Genomic DNA, 19,800 nt, shown 5'->3' with positions numbered 1-19,800 from the left:
CTCTCGGCCAAGCCAACCGCAGCCAACCCAGGGGCGCGGGGCTGTACCCGATATGCGGCTCCACCGCGCGGGCGCGACCAACCTGGCCTCTCGGCCAAGCCAACCGCAGCCAACCCAGGGGCGCGGGGCTGTACCCGATATGCGGCTCCACCGCGCGGGCGCGACCAACCTGGCCTCTCGGCCAAGCCAACCGCAGCCAACCCAGGGGCGCGGGGAACTGCGCGCCCAGCCACGACGGCGCCGCACCCGCCGAACCATCGCCACCTGACACGGCGACCACCGCCCGGCACGGCACCGCCGAATTCCACCGTCGCGGCTGAGCGCCGTCGCGGCGGAGAGAACGGAGCGGCGGGAAAAAGTGCCGACCAGAAAGAGGTGCCGACCGGAGAAGGAGCGCCGACCGAGACGTGGCGGCAAAGACGAGCGCCCCTGGAAAACGTGCCGTCGTGACAGAGCGCCGGTCCAGAAGACCCGGCGGAGGAAGCGGCGTGGCCGCACCTCTCGGCCCAGCCGGCGGCAGCCGACCTCACCCATGCCCGACCCCGCAAAGGGAGAGACCCACCCATGACCGAGACCACGGCCGCTCGTGCGACCCGTATGACGACCGCCTTCGACATACCCCGCCCGCCCGGCCTCACCTGGTACGTGCAGGCGCAGCAGCCCGTCGGCTACGAGGTGTCCCTCACCCGGGGACTGCTCGGCCCCGCCAACCCCGCCCTCGCCAAGGCGGTCGGTGCCGACGGCCGTACCGGCGTACGCGCCCTGGTCGTGGTCGACAAGGTCGTCGACGACCTGTACGGCACCGCCCTGCGCGACTACTTCACCGCCTGGCAGACCGACGCGACCTGGCTGGTGATGCCCGGTGACGAGGAGACCAAGGCCCTGGAGCAGGTCGTCGAGGTGACCCGGGCCATGACCGAGATGGGCATCCTGCGCCGTACCGAGCGCGTCGTCGTGGTCGGCGGCGGGGTCCTGATGGACGTCGTCGGCATGGCGGCCAGCCTCTACCGCCGCGGCGCCCCCTACGTCCGCGTCCCCACCACCCTCGTCGGCCAGGTGGACGCCGGCGTCGGCGTGAAGACCGGCGTCAACCACGGCACCCACAAGAACCGCCTCGGCACCTACTTCGCCCCCGAAGTCACCCTCATCGACCCGGAGTTCCTGCGGACCGTGCCGCACCGGCACATCGCCAACGGCCTCGCCGAGATCATCAAGATGGCGCTCGTCAAGGACGCCGACCTCTTCCGCCTCCTGGAGGAGACCGTCGCGCACATCACCGCCGACACCCTCGCCGACTGCGGCGCGGACATGAGCGAGGTCGTCTCCCGGGCCATCGCCGGCATGCTCGACGAGCTGGAGCCCAACCTGTGGGAGAGCGTGCTGGAGCGCTCGGTGGACTACGGCCACACCTTCAGCCCCTCGCTGGAGCTGCGCGCCGACCCGCCGCTGCTGCACGGCGAGGCCGTCGCCGTCGACATGGCGGTGTGCGTGGCCCTCGCGGCCGGCCGCCAGTACCTCTCGGAGGCCGACGCGCACCGCGCCCTCGCCCTGATCGCCGCCGCCGGACTCCCGCTCACCCACCCGGTGTTCACCCCCGAACTGCTCCAGGTCGGCCTGGCCGACGCCGTGAAGCACCGCGACGGCCGCCAGCGCCTCCCCCTCACCGACGGCATCGGCTCCTGCGTCTTCGCCAACGACGTGACGCCGGCCGAACTGACCCGCGCCCTGGAGTTCGTGCACGCCCACACGGACCGGACGGACGGGTCGGACCAGTGAGCGCACCGGGCCCGATCGCCGTCCTCGACGTGGGCGGGACCCATGTGCGGCACGCCCTGTGGTCGCCGGAGGCGGGGCTGGGCGAGGTCACCGACCTCCCCTCCCCCAGCCGGCTCCGCCACCCCGACGCCCCCGTGGAGGAGCTCCGGGGCCGTCTGCTCGCCACGATCTGCGAGGCCGTCACCACACCCGTGGCCGCGCTCTCCTTCGGCGCGGCGCTGGACCAGCGCACCGGCACGGTCTACGGCTCGGCACCGCTGTTCGGCGACGAGACGGCCCCCCTGGACCTGCCGGCCGCGCTCCGCGCCCTGCGCCCGGACGTCGAGTGGCACGTCCTGAACGACGTCACCGCGGCCCTCCTCCACTACGCCGCCTCCCCCCGCCACCGCGACCACCGCAAGGTGCTGCTCCTGACGGTCAGTTCGGGCATCGCCTGTCGCACGATCGACCTGCGCACGGGAACGATCGCCACCGACCCCTGCGGCCTCCAGGGCGAGGTCGGCCACCTCCCGTCCCACGCGGAACTGACCGGCTCCCCCGTCGAACTGGCATGTGACTGCGGCCGCCCCGGCCATGTCTCGTCGTACGCCTCGGGGCCCGGCCTGCGCCGTATGGCGGACGTCCTGCGGGACCGGGACCCGTACCGGTGGCAGCGCTCGGAACTGGGCCGCGCCATGGAATCCGGGGTCCCGTTCGAGAAGGCCCTGCCCGCGTCCCTCGACGCCTCCGACCCCCTCGCCGCCGAACTCCTCGACGCGTCGACGGCCCCGGTGGCCGACGTCCTGCGCACGGCTCTGGCCCTGGACCCGGAACTCGACGACCTCGCGATCACAGGAGGCGTGGCGACGGGCCTGGGCCACCACTACCGGGCCTCGCTGGAAAGGCACTTCGGGGCAGAAGGCCTGTACCTGACGAGTGAACTGCAGCCGACCTGGCTGACCGGCCGCCTCACGATCTGCGCGCCGGGCGAGGCAAACGGCCTGATCGGTGCAGGAATAGCGGCACTGAAGCGCCCCGTCGGGGGCGCCGGGAGTGACATGGTGCGGCTCCGCCGCGTGGGCGCGACCGGCCCCCACCGGCCCGCAGCGACCCACTACGCGATCCTCCGCACCGAAACCGGCCTGCACTACTCCCCCCGGCCCACCCCGGCCCCGGCCCCCGGCGAACTGCTCCTCGCCCCCGTCATCGCCGGCGTCTGCGGCACCGACCTCCAGATGCTCCGCGGCATCCGCGACGACGGTGCCCCGGTCATCGGTCACGAGGGCATCGCCCGCATCGTGGCCGTGGGCCGGGACATCCAGGACCCGGCCCTGCGCCCCGGCACCCCCGTCGTCGTCAACCCCACCCACCCCGAGGACGACAGTTTCCTCCTCGGCCACAACGTCGACGGCCTCCTCCAGGAACGCACGCTCATCCCGGCGACGGCCGTCGACGCCGGGCTCGTGCTGCCGCTCCCCGAGGTCCCCCCGGGCGTACTCGGCGCGCTCGTCGAACCCCTCGCGGTCGCCCGTTACGCGGCCCTCGCGCTGTCGGAGCACCGCCCCCGCACCCTCCTGGTGTTCGGCGACGGTACGGTCGGCCATCTGGCCGTGCGTACGGCGAGGCGCTGGTACGGCCCCGGCATCAGGACCGTGCACGTCCACCACACCCCCACCGGCCTGGTCTGGAGCAACCGCGCCCCGCACCAGGCCGACGTACGGCTGCTGTCCGGGGAGCTGTCGGCCGGGCGCCTCGCGGCGAGCCTCGGCGACGGTCCCCTCGCCGTGCTGATCGCCACCCCGGCCCCGGCCACCCTCCCCTGCCTGGACCTCGCGCTGGACGCGGCCGCCGGCCGGGACACGGTGGTCGATCTGGTCGGCGGCCTGCCGCGGCCGGCGGCCAGCCCGCACCTGCCCGGCGCCGACCTCGCCGAGGTGCGCGCCGCGAACCGTGCGGGGCGCCCGGAGCCGCCGTACGTCGCCCGGTTCGGTACGGCGAGCGGGCACAAGGTGCGGATCCTCGGGCACCGGGGGGTCGCCGGCGAGCATCTGCGGTACGCGGCGGACGAGTTGTGCCGGGCGCCGGAGCGCTACCGGGACCTGGTGACGCACGTCGTCGACCTGCCGGGCGCGGTACCGGTCCTGGCCCGGCTGGCCGCGTCGGCGGACCGGGTCGTCTCCGGGCGACGGCTCGTCAAACTGGCCGTACGGATGGGCGAACCGTCATGAGCTCCGTCATGGACGCCGGCCGGAGCGCCGCACCGGACGCGCCGCTGATCGCGCTCGCCGACTGGCGGTTGCCGGGGCGCGGTGAGGCGGCCCTCGATCTCGCCTTCCAGCACCGGGTGCGGGGGATCCAGTTCGACCTCGGCGGGCCCGGGCGGGGCCCGTGGCTCGACGCGGCCGGGCAGCCGGCCCGGCTGGCGCGGACCGCCCGGTGTGCCGGGGTCGCCCCGCTCGCGGTCGCCGGCAACGTGCTCAACGACCTCGGGCTGACCGCCCCCGAGGGCAGCCTCGACGCCGGCCGGGTCCGTGACGTGCTGGCCCGGCTGCTGGACGCGGCCGGGGAGCTGGGGGCGCCGCTGGTGTTCGTGCCGAGCTTCCGGCGCAGCGCGATCGACGGTGAGGGGGCGTTCGTCCGCACCGTGGCGGTGCTGCGCGCGGCGGCCGGGGAGGCGGCGGCCCGCGGGCTGTTGCTGGCCAGTGAGAACACCCTCGCGCCGCGGGCGGCGCTGCGGCTCGCGGAGGAGGTCGCATCGCCCGCCTTCCGGCTGCTGCTGGACACCTACAACCCGGTCGCGGCGGGCGTCGATCCGGTGGCGCTGGTCGCGGGGACCGCCGGTCACCTGGCCGGCCAGGTGCATGTGAAGGACGGCCCCGACGGCACCGCGCCGCTCGGGGACGGCGACGGCGGCATCGGCGCCACGCTCGACGCGCTGGCCGAACACGCCGTACCCGTCGGGGCGTTGGTGCTCGAGAACGACCACCGGGGCGGCGACCGGGAGCGGCTCGCCGACGACCTCGACCGGCTGCGGGCGTTCGCGGAGCGCCTGGCGGCGACGACCGCGGCAACCACGACGACCGCGTCGGCAGAAACGGTACGTACGGCAGAAACGGCAGGAACATGACCCTCGTAGTGACCGCGCAGGCGCTGTTGTTCGACATGGACGGCACGCTCGTCGACTCCACCGCCGCGGTGGAGCGCACCTGGCGGCGGTTCGCCGGCCGCCACGGCCTCGACCCGGCCGTGATCCTGGCCGGCGCCCACGGGCAGCGCACGGCGGAGACCGTCGCCGAGCACGCCCCGCCGGGCACGGACGTGGCCGCGGAGACGGCCTGGCTGGTCGCGCAGGACGTGGCCGACACCCGGGGCACGGTGGCCCTGCCGGGCGCGGCGGAGCTGCTGGCCGCTCTGCCCCGGCACCGCTGGGCGCTGGTGACGTCGGCGGGCCGGGAGCTGGCGCAGCGGCGGATGGCCGCGGCGGGGCTGCCGCTGCCGGAGGTCCTGGTCAGCGCGGACGACGTGCGGCGCGGAAAGCCGGACCCGGAGGGCTACCGGACCGCCGCCGGCCGGCTCGGGGTCGACCCGCGGGCGTCGATCGTCTTCGAGGACGCGGAACTGGGGCTGCTCGCGGGCCGGGCGGCCGGTGGTTACACGGTGGTCGTCGGCCCGCACGGGGGCGCTGCCGCGCAGGGCCGGCCGCGGATCCCGGACTTCCGGGGAGCGGTGTGCGTCGACGCGGGCGACGGGCTGCGGCTCACGCTTCCGGCACGCTCCCCGGTGTCCGTCTGACCGTCACCGGGGGCTGCCGCCCCCGGACCCCCGCTTCGGCCTGAAGGCCTCGTCCTCGAACTCCCCCAGAGGGGGTACCCCCAGACGGGCTGGATGAGGTGCGGACCAGCCACAAACCGGCCCTCGCCCTCAGACCCCGGTCTCGCGTTGCTCGCCACCCACCCATCGATCGGAGTGCCACCATGTCCATGTCCACCCAAGCGCCCACCTCCGAAACGGCCCCCGCCCCCGCCGTCCGCGGCCACGTGGCCCCCGGATTCGAAGCCGTCCGTACGGAGTTCGTCCGCAACTTCGCCGAGCGCGACGAGCAGGGTGCCGCCCTCGCCGTCACCCTCGACGGGGAACTCGTCGTCGATCTCCAGGGCGGCCCCGCCGACCCCACCACCGGGCGGGCCTGGGACGGCGACACCCTTCAGCTCGTGTTCTCCGGCAGCAAGGGCATCCTCGCCACCGCGCTGCTCGTGCTGGTCGACCGGGGTGTGGTCGAGCTGGACAAGCCGGTCGCCCACTACTGGCCGGAGTTCGCCGCGAAGGGCAAGGCCGGGATCACCGTGCGCGAGGTGGTGACGTTCACCGGGCGGATGCCCGCCGTGGCCGTCCCGCTCTCCCAGGACGACCTCGGCGACCCGGAGGCGATGGCGAAGCTGCTCGCCGACCAGGAGCCGGAGGCGGACCCGCGGGCCGAGGGGATCCTGTACGGGCCGTGGGCCACCGGATGGATCGTCGGCGAGGTGATCCGGCGGGCCGACGGGCGCCGCCTCGACCGGTTCTTCGCCGAGGAGGTCGCCGGGCCGCTCGGGGTCGACGTCTCCTTCGGCATCACCCCGGAGCAGGAGGCCCGGGTGGCCCGCACCGAGTACGGCACGGGCTTCCGCGACCAGTTCACCGGCTACTTCACCAGCGAGGACCCGCTCACCCGGCGCATCTGGCAGAACCCGGTCCCCTTCCCGCAGGACGAGGAGATCTGGAACCGGCCCGAGCGCCGCTTCGCCCTGATCCCGGCCGCCAACGCCTACGGCTCCGCACGCGGCTTCGCCAAGCTCTACGGCATCCTCGCCCAGGACGCCGCCCGTCCCGCCGACGAGCCGCCCGCGCTGCTGTCGCGCCGGCTGCTGGACGAGGCCCGCGCCCCCTATGTCAGCAAGGTCGACCAGCTCATCGACGTACCGATGGTGTATGGGGGCGGCGGCTACCGGCTGCGCACCAACCCGCGTCCGACGGTGGACGGTGACTCCTTCGGGCACGACGGCGCGGGCGGCTCCGCCAACCAGGCCTGGCCGCGCGCCCGGGCCGGGGTGTCGTACGTCATGAACCGGCTGATCGCCCTCGGCCCCGACGACAAGCGGGCCTCCTCCCTGGTCAGGGCCGTGGCGACGGCGATGGCCGAGCTGGGGATCGGGGACGGCCGATGAGGGCGGGCCGGAGCGGTGACGGGATACGGCTGCTGACGCCCGAGGGGGAGCGCGTCCCGCATCCCGAGTACGGGATCGACCCCGATCCCGGTCAACTCCGTTCGCTGTACCGGGACATGGCGCTCGCCCGGCGCTTGGACGCCGAGGGTGTCACGCTGCAGCGGCAGGGTGAGCTCGGCCTGTGGCCCTCGCTGCTGGGGCAGGAGGCGGCGCAGGTCGGGTCGGTGCGGGCGCTGGCCGACGGGGACCGGGTCTTCCCGAGCTACCGGGAGCACGCGGTGGCGCTCGGGCGCGGGGTGGATCCGCTGGCGCTGCTGCGGCTGTTCCGGGGCGTGGACCACGGCGCCTGGGACCCGGACGCGCACGGCTTCCACCTCTACACGCTGGTCATCGGTGCGCAGACGCTGCACGCCACCGGTTACGCGTGGGGGATGGCGAAGGACGGCACCGACCACGCGGTCGTCGCCTACTTCGGGGACGGCGCCACCAGCCAGGGCGATGTCTCCGAGGCGTTCAACTTCGCCGCCGTGTACGACGCGCCGGTCGTGTTCTTCTGCCAGAACAACCAGTGGGCGATCTCCGAGCCCAACGAACGGCAGACCCGGGTGCCGCTGTACCAGCGGGCCCAGGGCTTCGGCTTCCCCGGGGTGCGGGTCGACGGCAACGACGTGCTGGCCGTGCTCGCCGTGACCCGGGCCGCCCTGGAGCATGTGCGTTCGGGCCGGGGGCCGTTCCTGGTCGAGGCGTTCACCTACCGGATGGGCGCCCACACCACCTCCGACGACCCGGCCCGCTACCGGGACGCGGCCGAGGTGGAGAGCTGGCGTGCCAAGGACCCGCTGCTGCGCCTGGAACGGCTGCTGCGCCGCGAGGGCCTCGCCGGCGACGCGTTCTTCGCGGAGACGGCGGCGGCGGGCGAGGCGCTGGCCGCCCGGGTCCGGGAGGGCGTGCGGACCATGCCGTCGCCCGCGCCCGAGGCGCTCTTCGACCACGTGTACGCCGGTGCGCACGCGGTGGTGGACCGGGAGCGCGCCGAGTTCGCCGCCTACCAGGCGGCCTTCGAGGCGCCCTCCGGGGCGTCGTCCTTCGACGGGGAGGTCTGATGCCCGGCATGACGTTGGTGGCCGCGCTGAACGCGGCCTTGCGTGACGTGCTCGCCGAGGACCCGAAGACGCTGGTCATGGGCGAGGACGTGGGCCGGCTCGGCGGGGTGTTCCGGGTGACCGACGGGCTGCAGAAGGACTTCGGCGAGGGCCGGGTCATCGACGCCCCGCTCGCGGAGTCCGGCATCGTCGGCACCGCGATCGGCCTCGCGCTGCGCGGCTACCGGCCGGTGGTGGAGATCCAGTTCGACGGTTTCGTCTTCCCGGCGTACGACCAGATCGTCACCCAGCTCGCCAAGATGCACGCCCGCTCCCGCGGGCTGGTGCGGCTGCCGGTCGTGATCCGCATTCCCTACGGCGGCGGCATCGGCGCGGTCGAGCACCACTCGGAGTCCCCGGAGGCGCTGTTCGCGCATGTGGCGGGGCTCCGGGTGGTCAGTCCGTCGACGCCGGCGGACGCGTACCGGATGCTCCGGGACGCCGTCGCGAGCGACGACCCGGTGATCTTCCTCGAACCCAAGCGGCGGTACTACGAGAAGGGCGAGGTCGACACCCGGGTCCGCTCGGGTCCGCCGCTGGACCGGGCACGGATCGCGCGCGCGGGCACGGACCTGACCCTGGCCGCCTACGGCCCGATGGTGCGGGTCTGCCTGGACGCGGCCGCGGTGGCCGCCGCGGAGGAGGGCCGGGAGCTGGAGGTCGTCGACCTGCGGTCCCTGTCGCCGGTCGACTTCGACACCCTGCGGGACTCCGTGCGCCGCACCGGACGGCTGGTGATCGCCCACGAGGCGCCGGTGTTCTTCGGCGCGGGCGCGGAGATCGCCGCTCACCTCACGGAGCAGTGCTTCTACCACCTTCAGGCGCCGGTCCTCCGGGTCGGCGGCTACCACACCCCGTATCCGCCGTCCCGGCTGGAGGAGGAGTACCTCCCCGGGATCGACCGCGTGCTCGACGCCGTCGACCGCGCGTTCGCGCACTGAGAGAGGCAGACGATGACCGACAACGCCCTCCGGGAGTTCCGGATGCCCGACGTGGGCGAGGGCCTTCAGGACGCCGAGATCGTGCGCTGGCTCGTCGCCCCCGGCGACCGCGTCACCGACGGGCAGGTGGTGTGCGAGGTCGAGACGGCGAAGGCGGCGGTCGAACTGCCCGTCCCCTACGACGGGGTGGTCCGCGAGCTGTGCTTCCCCGAGGGCGCCACGGTGGACGTGGGCACGCCCATCATCAGGGTGGCGGCGACCGAGGCCGAAGCCGTCCCGGAGGCGGCGGCCCGCACCCCGGTCCTGGTCGGGTACGGCGCCGCCCCCGCGCCCGCCGGCCGCCGCCCCCGGCGCCGCGACGGCACCGGTCCGGTGGCGTCCCCCGCCACCGCACTCCCCCTCGCCAAGCCCCCGGTGCGCAAGCTCGCCAGGGAACTGGGCGTGGACCTGAGGGCCGTCGTGCCGAGCGGGCCCCGTGGGGACGTCACGCGCGCGGACGTACAGGCCGTGGCCGGCCAGGACACCGTCACCGGCGCCCCCGCCACCGTCGCCCCGGTCGCCCCGGTCGCCCCCGCCACCGTCGTCCCGGTCGCCCCGGCCGGCTCCGGCGCCGACGAGACCCGCGTCCCCGTCACCGGAGTCCGCCGGGCCACCGCACGGGCGATGGTGGCCAGCGCCTTCACCGCGCCGCACGTCACCGAGTTCGTCACGGTGGACGTCACCCGCACGATGAAGCTGGTCCGGCGGCTCAAGGGGCACCCGGACATGGCGGGCCTGCGGGTCGGGCCGCTGCTGCTGGCGGCCAGGGCGTTCCTGGTCGCGGTGCGCCGCAACCCCGGGATCAACGCCTCCTGGGACGAGGAGCGCCAGGAGATCGTGCTCAAGCACCGGATCAGCCTCGGCGTCGCCGCCGCCACCCCGCGCGGTCTGCTGGTCCCTACGGTCGCCGACGCCGACCGGATGACGCTGCCCGAACTGGCCGCCGCGCTCGAGGAGCTGACGACCACCGCGAAGGAGGGCCGGACCCCGCCGGCGGCGCTGCGCGGCGGCACGGTGACGCTCACCAACATCGGCGTGTTCGGCATCGACACCGGCACCCCGATCCTCAACCCCGGGGAGTCCGCGATCCTCGCCCTCGGCGCCGTCGCGGAACGCCCCTGGGTGCACCGGGGCAGGGTCGTCCCACGCCAGGTCACCACGCTGGCCCTCTCCTTCGACCACCGGCTCGTCGACGGCGAACTCGGCTCCCGGGTCCTCGCCGACACCGCGGCCCTGCTGCACGACCCCGACCTGCTGCTCACCCGCGCCTGACCCCGGCACCGGCCCGACGAGAGCCCTACGAGAGCCCGACGAGAGCCCGATCGAGAGGACGACAACCATGCTCGACGCACCCCGGCCGCCGGCCACCGCCGCCCCGGTCCCCGCGGCCGGGCCCGCCACCTCCCCCGCCCGGCTCGGTCTGTGCACGGCGGTGGTCGCGCTCGGCGGCCTGCTGTTCGGCTTCGACACGGGGGTGATCTCGGGTGCGCTGCTGTTCATCCGGGCCGACTTCGGGCTCGACTCCTTCGAGGAGGGCGCCGTCATCTCGGCGCTGCTGCTGGGCGCCGCCGTGGGCGCGCTGGGCAGCGGGCGGCCCGCCGACCGGTTCGGGCGCAAGAGGGTCCTGGTGGCGGTCGCGGCGACCTTCACGCTCGGGCTGCTCGCGGCGGTGCTGGCCGGCGGCTTCTGGACGCTGATCGCCGCCCGCGCGGTGCTCGGCCTCGCGGTGGGCGGCGCGTCCACGGTCGTACCGCTCTATCTCGCCGAGATCGCCCCGCCCCGGCTGCGCGGCCGTCTGGTGACGGCCAACCAGATCCTGCTCACCGTCGGCATCCTGGTGTCGTACCTGATCAACCTCTGGTACGCGGGCAGCGCGGACTGGCGGGCCATGTTCGCCGTCGGGCTGGTCCCGTCCGTGGCCATGCTGCTGGGCACCCTGGCGATCCCGGAGAGCCCCGAGTGGCTGCGCGGCCGGACGGCGGCGCGCGCCCCGGCCGGGGGTGCGCTGCGGGCGCCGGGGGCGCGGGCGGCGCTGGTGATCGGGGTGACGCTGGCGGCCGTGCAGCAGTTCGGCGGCATCAACAGCGTCATCTACTACGCCCCGAGCATCATGGCCCGGGCCGGGCTGCCGGCCGCCGACTCGATCACGTACTCGGTGGTGATCGGTGCCGTGAACGTGGCCGCGACCGTCGCCGCGGTGCCGCTGGTCGACCGGGCCGGGCGGCGGCCGCTGCTGCTGTTCTCGCTCACCGGGATGGCGGTCTCGCTGGTCGCCCTGGGTGTGGTGCTCGGCCTGCCGTCAGGGCCGGTCGCCGATGTCACGGCGCTGGTGTGCATGGTCACGTACGTGGCGTCGTTCGCGGTCGGGCTCGGCCCGGTGTTCTGGATCCTGGCGGCGGAGCTGTTCCCGCCCGAGGCGCGGGCGCGCGGCGGCGCGGTGTGCGCGCTGGTGAACTGGGCGGCCAACTTCGTGGTCGGGCAGATGTTCCTGCCGGCCGCCGACCTGCTGGGCGAGAGCGCGGTGTTCTGGTTCTTCGCCGCGGTGTCCGCGGGTGCGGTGGTGTTCGTCGCCCGGACCGTCCCGGAGACCAGGAACCGCTCCCTCGCCGACGTCCAGCGGGAGCTCGCGGCGGCCCGGCCCTAGCCGCCGCGGAGACCGCGAAGGGCCCCGGCCGTCCGAGCGCCGGGGCCCTTTGTCATGCCGGCGGTGGCGGCGGTGGCGGTATCGCGCTCATCCCGTGCAGCAGCACCTGCCAGACCTCCTCGGCCGGTGCCCGGCACGCCGCCCCGCTGCCCGCCACGAGCCAGGTCAGCAGCGCCACGACGGTGTCCGGCGGCACGCCCGGCCGCAGTTCGCCGGCCACGGCCGCCCGTTCCAGCAGGACCCGCACCCCGTGGGTCCACTCCCCGGCGGGGCAGGCCCGCGGATCGCCGCAGGGGCCGTCCCGCTCCAGCCGGGCCGCCGCCCGGGCCACCACGTCCTGCTCCAGCAGCCGTACCAGGGCGAGGGTCAGGCCCTCGAGGGCCTCCAGTGGGGCCCGGCGATCGGCCTCGGCGCCGTCCGTCACGACGGCGACGGCGTCCCGGCCGACCGCCCGCACGGCGTCGGCGAGGTGCCGTTTGGTGGGGAAGTGGAAGGTCAGCGCCCCCATCGAGGCGCTCGCCCCCTTGCTGATCCGGGACAGCGAGGCGCCCTCGTACCCCCGGCTGTCGAACTCCGCCGCGGCGGCGCGGATCAGAGCGTCGTACGTCCGTGCGGCTCTCTTCTGCATGCACTCCTCCATAGGCCGGTCCTGACATTGCCCCTGGTGAGGGGGGTGCGGTGGCACGGACTCGCCAAAGTCGCGGAGACTTGGCGCGAAACAAAGCAAACGTTCTTTATGCTTTGGGTGTTCGACTGGATCGCACCGCGCCGAGGGGGATGGAGTGTCAGCGATTCGAGAAGTCCGGGACATGCGAGAGGCCCGGGACGCGAGGGAGACACGGAAGACGGGCGGCCGGGGGCGGGCCAACGGCGGCCACGCCGACCTCGTCCGGTTCGGCCGGCGGCTGTTCGGGCATCTGCCCCGGGCCGACCAGCAGCGGTGGGGGCAGGTGTACCTGCACGGCCTGCTGGCGACCCCGGGCAAGAAGTCCGTACGCCGGATGGCCGAGACGGTGACGTCGTCGCCGACCGCCTCCCAGTCGCTCCAGCAGTTCGTGAACGCGAGTCCCTGGGAGTGGGACGCCACCCGCCAGGAACTGGTCCGCTGGACCGGCGAACGGCTGGCCACCCGCGCCTGGACGCTCGCGCCCACCGTGCTGCCCAAGCGCGGCGCGCATTCGGTGGGCGTGCACCGCCGGTTCGTCCGCGAGCAGGGCCGGACCGTCAACTGCCAGCTCGGCCTCGCCCTGTTCCTCTCCGGCGAGGAGGGCCACGTACCGGTCGACTGGCGGCTGCACCTGCCCGAGCGCTGGACGGGCGACGAGGAGGTACGGCGCCGGGCCCGGGTCCCCGAGGAGACCCGGCCGCTGGCCCTGTGGGCGCACGCCCTGGACCTCGTCGACGCGCTGGCCGCGCAGCCCGGTGTGGTGCGGGCACCGGTGGTCGCCGACCTGACGAGCGTCACCGACGTACGGCCGCTGGTCGAGCGGCTGCACGGGCGGGGGCACGACTTCGTGCTCGCGGTGAGCGGTCAGCTGCCGCTGGCCCCCGAGCCGCAGGCCGGGCACGGCCGGCGGGAACCGGCCGCGCCGCTCTCGGCCCGTCAGCTGCTGCTGCGGGGCGGCACCCGGCACCCCGACGCGGCCGTGACGGCCGGACCCGACGGCCGCCCGCGCCGGATCCAGGTGATCTCCGGCCCGGCCGAGATCCCGGGCCTCAGGCCGGGCGGCGGCCGGGTCGCCTCGGCGGGCCGGGTCTTCGCCGAGTGGGACACCGCCCGCCAGCGGCTGGGCCGGGTCTGGCTGACCAACCTGCCCGAGCGCCGGATGGCCGACCTGCTCGCCCTCGCCGCCCTGCACACCGGCACGCTCGCCACCGTGTCCGCCCTGGGCGAGCACTACGGGCTGCTCGACTTCGAGGGCCGCTCGTTCCCCGGCTGGCACCGGCACATGACCCTGGTCTCGGCCGCCTACGCCTACGGTCGGCTGTCCCGGCCGGCCCGGCACCGGGAGGCGGCCTGAGGCCCTGACCGAGCGATCTCTGGGGTTTTCCCTCGTCGCCCTCCTCCCCGCTCCCGTGGAAGGATGGCGCAACCCACACATAACGAGGAGATGACCGCGTGCCTGGCACAAACCTGACTCGCGAAGAGGCACAGCAGCGGGCGAAGCTGCTCACCGTTGACTCGTACGAGATCGATCTCGACCTCTCCGGCGCGCAGGAGGGCGGTACCTACCGGTCCGCGACCACGGTGCGCTTCGACGTCGCCGAATCCGGCGCCGAATCCTTCATCGACCTGGTGGCCCCCGCGGTCCACGAGGTCACCCTGAACGGCGACGCCCTCGACCCCGCGGACGTCTTCGCGGACTCCCGGATCGCGCTGCCCGGCCTGCTCCGGGGCCGCAACATCCTCCGGGTGGTCGCCGACTGCGCGTACACCAACACGGGCGAGGGCCTGCACCGGTTCGTCGACCCGGTCGACGAGCAGGCGTACCTCTACACCCAGTTCGAGGTGCCGGACGCCCGCCGGGTCTTCGCCTCCTTCGAGCAGCCGGACCTGAAGGCGACCTTCCAGTTCACCGTGAAGGCGCCGACGGGCTGGACGGTCGTCTCGAACTCTCCGACGCCCGAGCCCAAGGACGACACCTGGGTCTTCGAGCCGACGCCGCGCATCTCGTCGTACATCACCGCCCTGATCGTCGGCCCGTACCACTCGGTGCACAGCGTGTACGAGAAGGACGGCCAGAGCGTCCCGCTCGGCATCTACTGCCGGCCGTCCCTCGCCGAGTTCCTCGACTCGGACGCGATCTTCGAGGTGACCCGGCAGGGCTTCGACTGGTTCCAGGAGAAGTTCGACTACGCGTACCCGTTCACCAAGTACGACCAGCTGTTCGTGCCGGAGTTCAACGCGGGCGCGATGGAGAACGCGGGCGCGGTGACCATCCGCGACCAGTACGTCTTCCGGTCCAAGGTGACCGACGCGGCGTACGAGACGCGGGCCGAGACCATCCTGCACGAGCTGGCCCACATGTGGTTCGGCGACCTGGTCACCATGGAGTGGTGGAACGACCTGTGGCTGAACGAGTCGTTCGCCACCTACACCTCCATCGCCTGCCAGGCGTACGCCCCCGGCTCGCGCTGGCCGCACTCGTGGACAACGTTCGCCAACTCCATGAAGACCTGGGCGTACCGGCAGGACCAGCTGCCCTCCACCCACCCGATCATGGCCGAGATCCGGGATCTCGACGATGTGCTGGTGAACTTCGACGGCATCACCTACGCCAAGGGCGCCTCGGTCCTGAAGCAGCTGGTCGCGTACGTCGGCATGGACGAGTTCTTCAAGGGCGTGCAGGCGTACTTCAAGCGGCACGCGTTCGGCAACACGCGCCTGTCCGACCTGCTGGGCGCCCTGGAGGAGACCTCCGGGCGTGACCTGAGCACCTGGTCGAAGAAGTGGCTGCAGACCGCCGGGATCAACATCCTGCGCCCGGAGGTGGAGACGGACGCCGACGGTGTCGTCACCTCCTTCGCCATCCGCCAGGAGGCCCCGGCACTGCCGGCCGGCGCGAAGGGCGAGCCGACGCTGCGTCCGCACCGGATCGCGATCGGCCTGTACGACCTCGACGAGGCGACCGGCAAGCTGGTGCGCACCGACCGGATCGAGCTGGACGTGGACGGCGAGCTGACCGCCGTACCGCAGCTGTCCGGCCGCCGCCGGCCTGCGGTGTTCCTGCTCAACGACGACGACCTGTCGTACGCCAAGGTGCGCCTGGACGAGCAGTCGCTGCACTTCGTCACCGAGCACCTCGGCGACTTCGAGTCCTCGCTGCCCCGTGCGCTGTGCTGGGCCTCGGCCTGGGACATGACCCGGGACGCGGAACTCCCCACCCGCGAGTACCTGTCCCTCGTGCTGTCCGGCATCGGCAAGGAGTCGGACATCGGTGTCGTCCAGTCCCTGCACCGCCAGGTGAAGCTCGCCATCGAGCTGTACGCCGACCCGACCGCCCGCGAGGCCCTGCTCACCCGCTGGACCGACGCCACGCTGGCCCACCTGCGGTCCGCCGCGCCGGCGAGCGACCATCAGCTGGCCTGGGCCCGCGCCTTCGCGGCCACCGCCCGCACCCCGGAGCAGCTGGACCTCCTGGACAGCCTGCTGGAGGGCACCCACACCATCGAGGGCCTGGCCGTCGACACCGAGCTGCGCTGGGCGTTCGTGGAGCGGCTGGCGGCGGTCGGCCGCTTCGACGAGGCGGAGATCGCGGGCGAGTACGAGCGGGACCGGACGGCCGCCGGTGAGCGGCACGCGGCCACCGCCCGCGCCGCCCGCCCGACCGAGGAGGCGAAGGCGGAGGCCTGGGCGTCGGTCATCGACTCCGACAAGCTGCCCAACGCCGTGCAGGAGGCGGTGATCGGCGGCTTCGTCCAGACCGACCAGCGCGAGCTGCTGGCGCCGTATACCGACAAGTACTTCGAGATCCTGAAGTCGGTGTGGGACTCCCGCTCGCACGAGATCGCCCAGCAGATCGCGGTCGGCCTCTACCCGTCCCTCCAGGTCTCCCAGGAGACCCTGGCCAAGACGGACACCTGGCTGGCCACGGCCCAGCCGAACGCGGCCCTGGCCCGGCTCGTCTCGGAGTCCCGCGCGGGCGTCGAGCGCGCCCTGAAGGCCCAGGCGGCGGACGCGGCCGCCCAGTAGGCGGTACGTCGTCGGGGCGCCCGGTGGGATCTCCACCGGGCGCCCCACCCTATGCGCGAAGTACCCATCACCCAGGACGAGTTGAGTATCCGTGCTCACGCCGGGGGCGCCCGCGCGTTGCGAGGATCGACGCAACGGCGCGGCAGAGAGCGCCGGGTCGTCCGGCTCAGACAGCCTGAGCCGCCCTGAGCCAGTCACGGAGAACTCGCCATGTCCCGTCGTATCGCCCTGTCCGTGGTCGCCGGTGTCGTCGTGCTCGGAGGTGCCGGGGCCTTCGCCCTCGCCTACGCCGGCGACCAGAAGCCGTCGCCCGCCCTGGCGCACAGCACCGTCCGCTACACCGCTCCCGAGGGCGGCCACAAGGGCTCGCTCTCCTTCACCACCGAGGTCACCGCGCCCTCCGGCGTCAAGAACCTGAAGGTGCTGGCCTGGCCGGAGAAGTCCGGGTTCGCGACGGAGCCGCTGACCGCCAAGGACATGGCCGAAGTGGAGTCGGCGACCTGCACGCCGGCCGGCGGTAACACCGTCCGGTGCGTGTACAAGGCCGCGGTGTCCGACGCCGACGCCGCGGGGTCCGCGCACGGCGCCTGGCACATCGCCGTGCTCGCCACGGCGAAGGACGGGCACACCACCCTCGACACCAAGGCCGCGGACTTCACCCTCGCCTGAACCGGTCACCCGACGTGGGTGGCCAGCGCCTTCTCGATGTCCGGCAGCCGGGCGTCCTCGCCCGCCCAGGCCACGTATCCGTCGGGGCGCACCAGAACGGCCGTACGGCGGCCGCTCCGCCAGTGCGCCACGGCCAGCCGGTCGCCGTACGGGGTGGCCGCGCCCGTGCCGTACGGACCCGCGGCGGGGGTGACCAGCACGAACCGGCCGCCGCGCAGGGCCTCGTACAGGCGGCCGCCGCCGGGGGCGGCGGCCAGGGCGAGGTCGGGGACCCGGGTGCCGGTGAGGCGGTGGGCGCCTCGCGGTGCGGGGTAGTCGTAGCCGATGCCGGTGACCTGGGCCATGATCCTGCGGCGGACCGGGGCGGCATGGCCGAGCGCGCGGATGAGCAGGCCGCGCACCGCCAGCATGGGGCCCTTGGCCATGGCGAGGCGGACGATGGCGCCGCTGCTGCGCAGGACCGACCTGCCGACCGGGTGGCGTTCGCTCTGGTAGGTGTCGAGCAGGCCGGGATCCGCGTGGCCGTGCAGCACGGCGGCGAGCTTCCAGCTCAGGTTGGCCGCGTCCTGCAGTCCGGTGTTCATCCCCTGACCGCCGGCCGGGGTGTGCACGTGCGCCGCGTCGCCGGCCAGGAAGACCCGGCCGACCCGGTAGCTGGGCACCTGGCGCTCGTCGCTGTGGAAGCGGGACATCCAGCGGGCGTCGTGCATCCCGTAGTCCTTGCCCAGGGCGAGCCGGGTGATCTCCCTGACCTCGTCGAGGCCGACCGGCTCGTGGTCGGGGACGTCCCGGCCGCGGTGCCAGCAGATGACGCGGTAGTAGCCGTCGCCGAAGGGCGCCAGGAACGCGAACGCGTCGCCGACCGCGGCGGCCGTCAGCAGCGTCTCGGGCTTCTCGGCGAGCAGCACGTCGGCGAGGACCACGGACCGGATCGCCGACCTGCCCGGGAACGGCAGCCCGACCGCCTCCCGCACCGCGCTGTGCATGCCGTCGGTGCCGACCACGTACGCGGCCCGCAGGCTCTCACCACCCTTGACGCGCACGGTGACCCCGGCGGCGTCCTGGGTCAGGCCGGTCACCTCGCACTCGTTGCGGAAGTCGACGCCCGCCTCGGCCGCCCGGCGCTCCAGCACCTTCTCGACCTCGTACTGCGGGAGGACGAGGACGTGCCGGAAGCGGGAGGGCAGGGTGCCGAGGTCGAGGGTGAGCCCGTTGAAGAGGTTGAGCCGGCCGAGGGGTTGGCCGACGGCTTCGAGCGGGTCGGCGAGACCCCGGGCGTCGAGCTGCTCCAGGGCGCGGGCGTGCAGGACGAAGGCGCGGGAGAGGTTGCTGATCTTGTGGGGGCGCTTTTCGAGGAGCGTGACCGGGATGCCGGCGGCGGCGAGGTCACCGGCGAGGAGCAGGCCGGTGGGGCCGGAGCCCACGACGATCACACGGGAGGTTTCGGGGGTGCCAGTCGTGCCGTTCATGAGGGCCTCCTGGATGCCTATACCCACGCCCGTTTGCCAACATTTGTTGACCAACGGGCGTCGACCAACAGACGTTGACCAACACTTGTTGACCAACGCTTGTTGACCAACCTAAGGCGGGCCCGATCCGCAGTCAACACTTGTTGGCCCACATTTGTTGGCCTACGCTCGTTGGCATGACCGGCACCCCCAGCAGAAGCACAGTTTCCGGGAACGGCCCGGCGGCGCGCCGCTCCGACGCCAGCCGCTCCGCCATCCTGGCCGCCGCCCGCGAACGCTTCGCCGCCGACGGCTACGAGCGCGCCACCATCCGCGCCATCGCCAAGGACGCCCGTATCGACCCCTCGATGGTCATGCGCTACTTCGGCAGCAAGGACGGCCTCTTCGCGGCCGCCGTCACGCTCGACCTGCGGATGCCCGACGTGTCCCAGGTACCGCGCACCGAGGTCGGACACGCGCTGGTGGGCCACTTCCTGGACATCTGGGAGGCGAACGAGGAGCTCACCGCGGTGCTGCGGGTCGCCGTCACCAACAAGGCGGGCGCCGAGCGCCTGCAGGGCATCTTCCGGGAGCAGGTGGTGCCGGTGGCGCAGCGGCTGTGCCCGGATCCCGAGCAGGTGGCGACGCGGGCGGGGCTGTGCGCGGCGCAGCTGATGGGGCTCGCCCTGACCCGTTACGTGGTGCGGCTGCCGCCGGTCGCGGCGCTGGTCCGGGAGGAGATCGTGGCGTGGCTCGGGCCGACCGTGCAGCGGTACCTGACCGCGCCGAGCCCCTGAGCGAAGCGCCGAGGGCGCCGGTCGGCTCCCGTACGTGCGGTACGTACGGGAGGCGACCGGCGCCCTCGGTGGAGTAGGGAGCTTCGGGCCTACGCCTTGGCCTTCGGCTTGGTGACCCGGACCTTGGACTTGTCCAGCACCATCACCAGACCGGCGATGACCGCGAAGAGCACGAGCGGGATCAGGACGTACAGACCCAGCGTCTGGACGACGCTCAGGCCGTTGCCGGGGTCGTCACCGTCGTCGCGCGCAAGCGCGAGGGCGGGCGACGACATGAGCAGCATCATCAGCGTCGTACCGGCAGCCAGGGCGCCGGCGCGCAGGGCGTTCTTCTTGTCCACGAAGCCAAAGTTAGCGGGCCGACCTGGGGGGCGCGCGCCCGGGGGTACCCGTAAGCCGCCGTGGCCCGGGGCGCGGGTGGATCCCCGGAGAAAGGTGACGTGAACTGTCACCTTTGGCAGGCACCGT

Annotated in this window: 15 protein-coding genes and 1 pseudogene; 13 read left to right on the top strand and 3 right to left on the bottom strand. The window is 73.7% G+C overall.

Annotated features, from left to right (window positions below):
• Nucleotides 1-564: 564 nt before the first annotated feature.
• From ACFY0P_RS16810 to ACFY0P_RS16770, 9 genes and pseudogenes are all read left to right on the top strand, one after another.
• The gene (locus ACFY0P_RS16810; protein ID WP_388912769.1) at nt 565-1,776 is read left to right on the top strand and encodes a sedoheptulose 7-phosphate cyclase; all 1,212 of its coding nucleotides are present in this window, start codon (nt 565-567) and stop codon (nt 1,774-1,776) included.
• Complete coding sequence (locus tag ACFY0P_RS16805; protein ID WP_388912766.1) at nt 1,773-3,983, top strand: ROK family protein; 2,211 nt, start codon at nt 1,773-1,775, stop codon at nt 3,981-3,983. Before ACFY0P_RS16810 ends, ACFY0P_RS16805 begins: the two co-directional genes overlap by 4 nt.
• The gene (locus ACFY0P_RS16800; RefSeq protein WP_388912763.1) at nt 3,980-4,882 is read left to right on the top strand and encodes a sugar phosphate isomerase/epimerase family protein; all 903 of its coding nucleotides are present in this window, start codon (nt 3,980-3,982) and stop codon (nt 4,880-4,882) included. The genes ACFY0P_RS16805 and ACFY0P_RS16800 overlap by 4 nt, the downstream gene beginning before the upstream one ends.
• A complete protein-coding gene (locus tag ACFY0P_RS16795; RefSeq protein ID WP_388912761.1) occupies nt 4,879-5,547 on the top strand; it encodes an HAD-IA family hydrolase in 669 nt (222 codons plus the stop codon). Before ACFY0P_RS16800 ends, ACFY0P_RS16795 begins: the two co-directional genes overlap by 4 nt.
• A 182-nt stretch (nt 5,548-5,729) precedes the next feature.
• Nucleotides 5,730-6,833, top strand: a pseudogene (locus tag ACFY0P_RS16790) (serine hydrolase domain-containing protein); the annotation flags it as partial.
• Nucleotides 6,821-8,062 carry a pyruvate dehydrogenase (acetyl-transferring) E1 component subunit alpha gene (pdhA, locus tag ACFY0P_RS16785; protein ID WP_388912837.1) on the top strand — a complete coding sequence of 414 codons (1,242 nt, stop codon included), beginning with the start codon at nt 6,821-6,823 and terminating at the stop codon, nt 8,060-8,062. The pseudogene ACFY0P_RS16790 and the gene pdhA, both read left to right, overlap by 13 nt.
• Nucleotides 8,062-9,042, top strand: coding sequence for an alpha-ketoacid dehydrogenase subunit beta (locus ACFY0P_RS16780; RefSeq protein ID WP_388912758.1), 981 nt, complete (start codon nt 8,062-8,064; stop codon nt 9,040-9,042). Before pdhA ends, ACFY0P_RS16780 begins: the two co-directional genes overlap by 1 nt.
• A 12-nt stretch (nt 9,043-9,054) precedes the next feature.
• Nucleotides 9,055-10,353 carry a dihydrolipoamide acetyltransferase family protein gene (locus ACFY0P_RS16775; RefSeq protein ID WP_388912756.1) on the top strand — a complete coding sequence of 433 codons (1,299 nt, stop codon included), beginning with the start codon at nt 9,055-9,057 and terminating at the stop codon, nt 10,351-10,353.
• Nucleotides 10,354-10,420: 67 nt separating this feature from the next.
• Complete coding sequence (locus tag ACFY0P_RS16770) at nt 10,421-11,725, top strand: MFS transporter (RefSeq protein ID WP_388912754.1); 1,305 nt, start codon at nt 10,421-10,423, stop codon at nt 11,723-11,725.
• Between the two features lie 52 nt (nt 11,726-11,777).
• On the opposite strand, the gene ACFY0P_RS16765 is transcribed toward ACFY0P_RS16770, so the two are convergent.
• Nucleotides 11,778-12,353: a TetR family transcriptional regulator gene (locus ACFY0P_RS16765; protein WP_388912752.1), complete on the bottom strand. Its 576-nt coding sequence runs from the start codon at nt 12,351-12,353 to the stop codon at nt 11,778-11,780.
• Between the two features lie 181 nt (nt 12,354-12,534).
• Between ACFY0P_RS16765 and ACFY0P_RS16760 the strand changes: the two genes are divergently transcribed.
• The 3 genes from ACFY0P_RS16760 (at nt 12,535) to ACFY0P_RS16750 (ending at nt 17,087) form a co-directional block, all read left to right on the top strand.
• Nucleotides 12,535-13,746: an IS701 family transposase gene (locus ACFY0P_RS16760; protein ID WP_388912749.1), complete on the top strand. Its 1,212-nt coding sequence runs from the start codon at nt 12,535-12,537 to the stop codon at nt 13,744-13,746.
• Between the two features lie 98 nt (nt 13,747-13,844).
• Nucleotides 13,845-16,418: an aminopeptidase N gene (gene pepN, locus ACFY0P_RS16755; protein WP_388912746.1), complete on the top strand. Its 2,574-nt coding sequence runs from the start codon at nt 13,845-13,847 to the stop codon at nt 16,416-16,418.
• A 210-nt stretch (nt 16,419-16,628) separates the two neighbouring features.
• Entirely contained in the window at nt 16,629-17,087 is a 459-nt protein-coding gene (locus ACFY0P_RS16750; RefSeq protein WP_388912743.1) for a DUF5707 domain-containing protein, read from the top strand.
• A gap of 5 nt (nt 17,088-17,092) precedes the next feature.
• On the opposite strand, the gene ACFY0P_RS16745 is transcribed toward ACFY0P_RS16750, so the two are convergent.
• Entirely contained in the window at nt 17,093-18,556 is a 1,464-nt protein-coding gene (locus ACFY0P_RS16745) for an FAD-dependent monooxygenase (RefSeq protein ID WP_388912740.1), read from the bottom strand.
• A 176-nt stretch (nt 18,557-18,732) separates the two neighbouring features.
• On the opposite strand from ACFY0P_RS16745, the gene ACFY0P_RS16740 reads away from it, so the two are divergent.
• Nucleotides 18,733-19,332, top strand: a complete 600-nt coding sequence (locus tag ACFY0P_RS16740) for a TetR family transcriptional regulator (RefSeq protein ID WP_388912736.1) — start codon at nt 18,733-18,735, stop codon at nt 19,330-19,332.
• 89 nt (nt 19,333-19,421) lie between these two features.
• Here ACFY0P_RS16740 and ACFY0P_RS16735 read toward each other — a convergent pair whose 3' ends face one another.
• The gene (locus ACFY0P_RS16735) at nt 19,422-19,673 is read right to left on the bottom strand and encodes a hypothetical protein (protein ID WP_388912733.1); all 252 of its coding nucleotides are present in this window, start codon (nt 19,671-19,673) and stop codon (nt 19,422-19,424) included.
• Nucleotides 19,674-19,800: the final 127 nt, after the last annotated feature.

Source organism: Streptomyces sp. NPDC001714 (assembly GCF_042892755.1).
Classification (GTDB): domain Bacteria; phylum Actinomycetota; class Actinomycetes; order Streptomycetales; family Streptomycetaceae; genus Streptomyces.
Note: the sequence above shows the minus strand (reverse complement) of the source record. Positions and strands in the feature narration are given on the sequence as shown.

Excerpts from the sequence above, each read along its gene's own strand:
- ACFY0P_RS16765 (WP_388912752.1), bottom strand. The coding sequence starts at position 12,353 with ATGCAGAAGAGAGCCGCACGGACGTACGACGCTCTGATCCGCGCCGCC.
- ACFY0P_RS16745 (WP_388912740.1), bottom strand. The coding sequence starts at position 18,556 with ATGAACGGCACGACTGGCACCCCCGAAACCTCCCGTGTGATCGTCGTG.
- ACFY0P_RS16775 (WP_388912756.1), top strand. The coding sequence starts at position 9,055 with ATGACCGACAACGCCCTCCGGGAGTTCCGGATGCCCGACGTGGGCGAG.
- ACFY0P_RS16800 (WP_388912763.1), top strand. The coding sequence starts at position 3,980 with ATGAGCTCCGTCATGGACGCCGGCCGGAGCGCCGCACCGGACGCGCCG.
- ACFY0P_RS16750 (WP_388912743.1), top strand. The coding sequence starts at position 16,629 with ATGTCCCGTCGTATCGCCCTGTCCGTGGTCGCCGGTGTCGTCGTGCTC.
- ACFY0P_RS16810 (WP_388912769.1), top strand. The coding sequence starts at position 565 with ATGACCGAGACCACGGCCGCTCGTGCGACCCGTATGACGACCGCCTTC.
- ACFY0P_RS16740 (WP_388912736.1), top strand. The coding sequence starts at position 18,733 with ATGACCGGCACCCCCAGCAGAAGCACAGTTTCCGGGAACGGCCCGGCG.
- ACFY0P_RS16795 (WP_388912761.1), top strand. The coding sequence starts at position 4,879 with ATGACCCTCGTAGTGACCGCGCAGGCGCTGTTGTTCGACATGGACGGC.
- ACFY0P_RS16760 (WP_388912749.1), top strand. The coding sequence starts at position 12,535 with ATGCGAGAGGCCCGGGACGCGAGGGAGACACGGAAGACGGGCGGCCGG.
- ACFY0P_RS16770 (WP_388912754.1), top strand. The coding sequence starts at position 10,421 with ATGCTCGACGCACCCCGGCCGCCGGCCACCGCCGCCCCGGTCCCCGCG.
- ACFY0P_RS16780 (WP_388912758.1), top strand. The coding sequence starts at position 8,062 with ATGCCCGGCATGACGTTGGTGGCCGCGCTGAACGCGGCCTTGCGTGAC.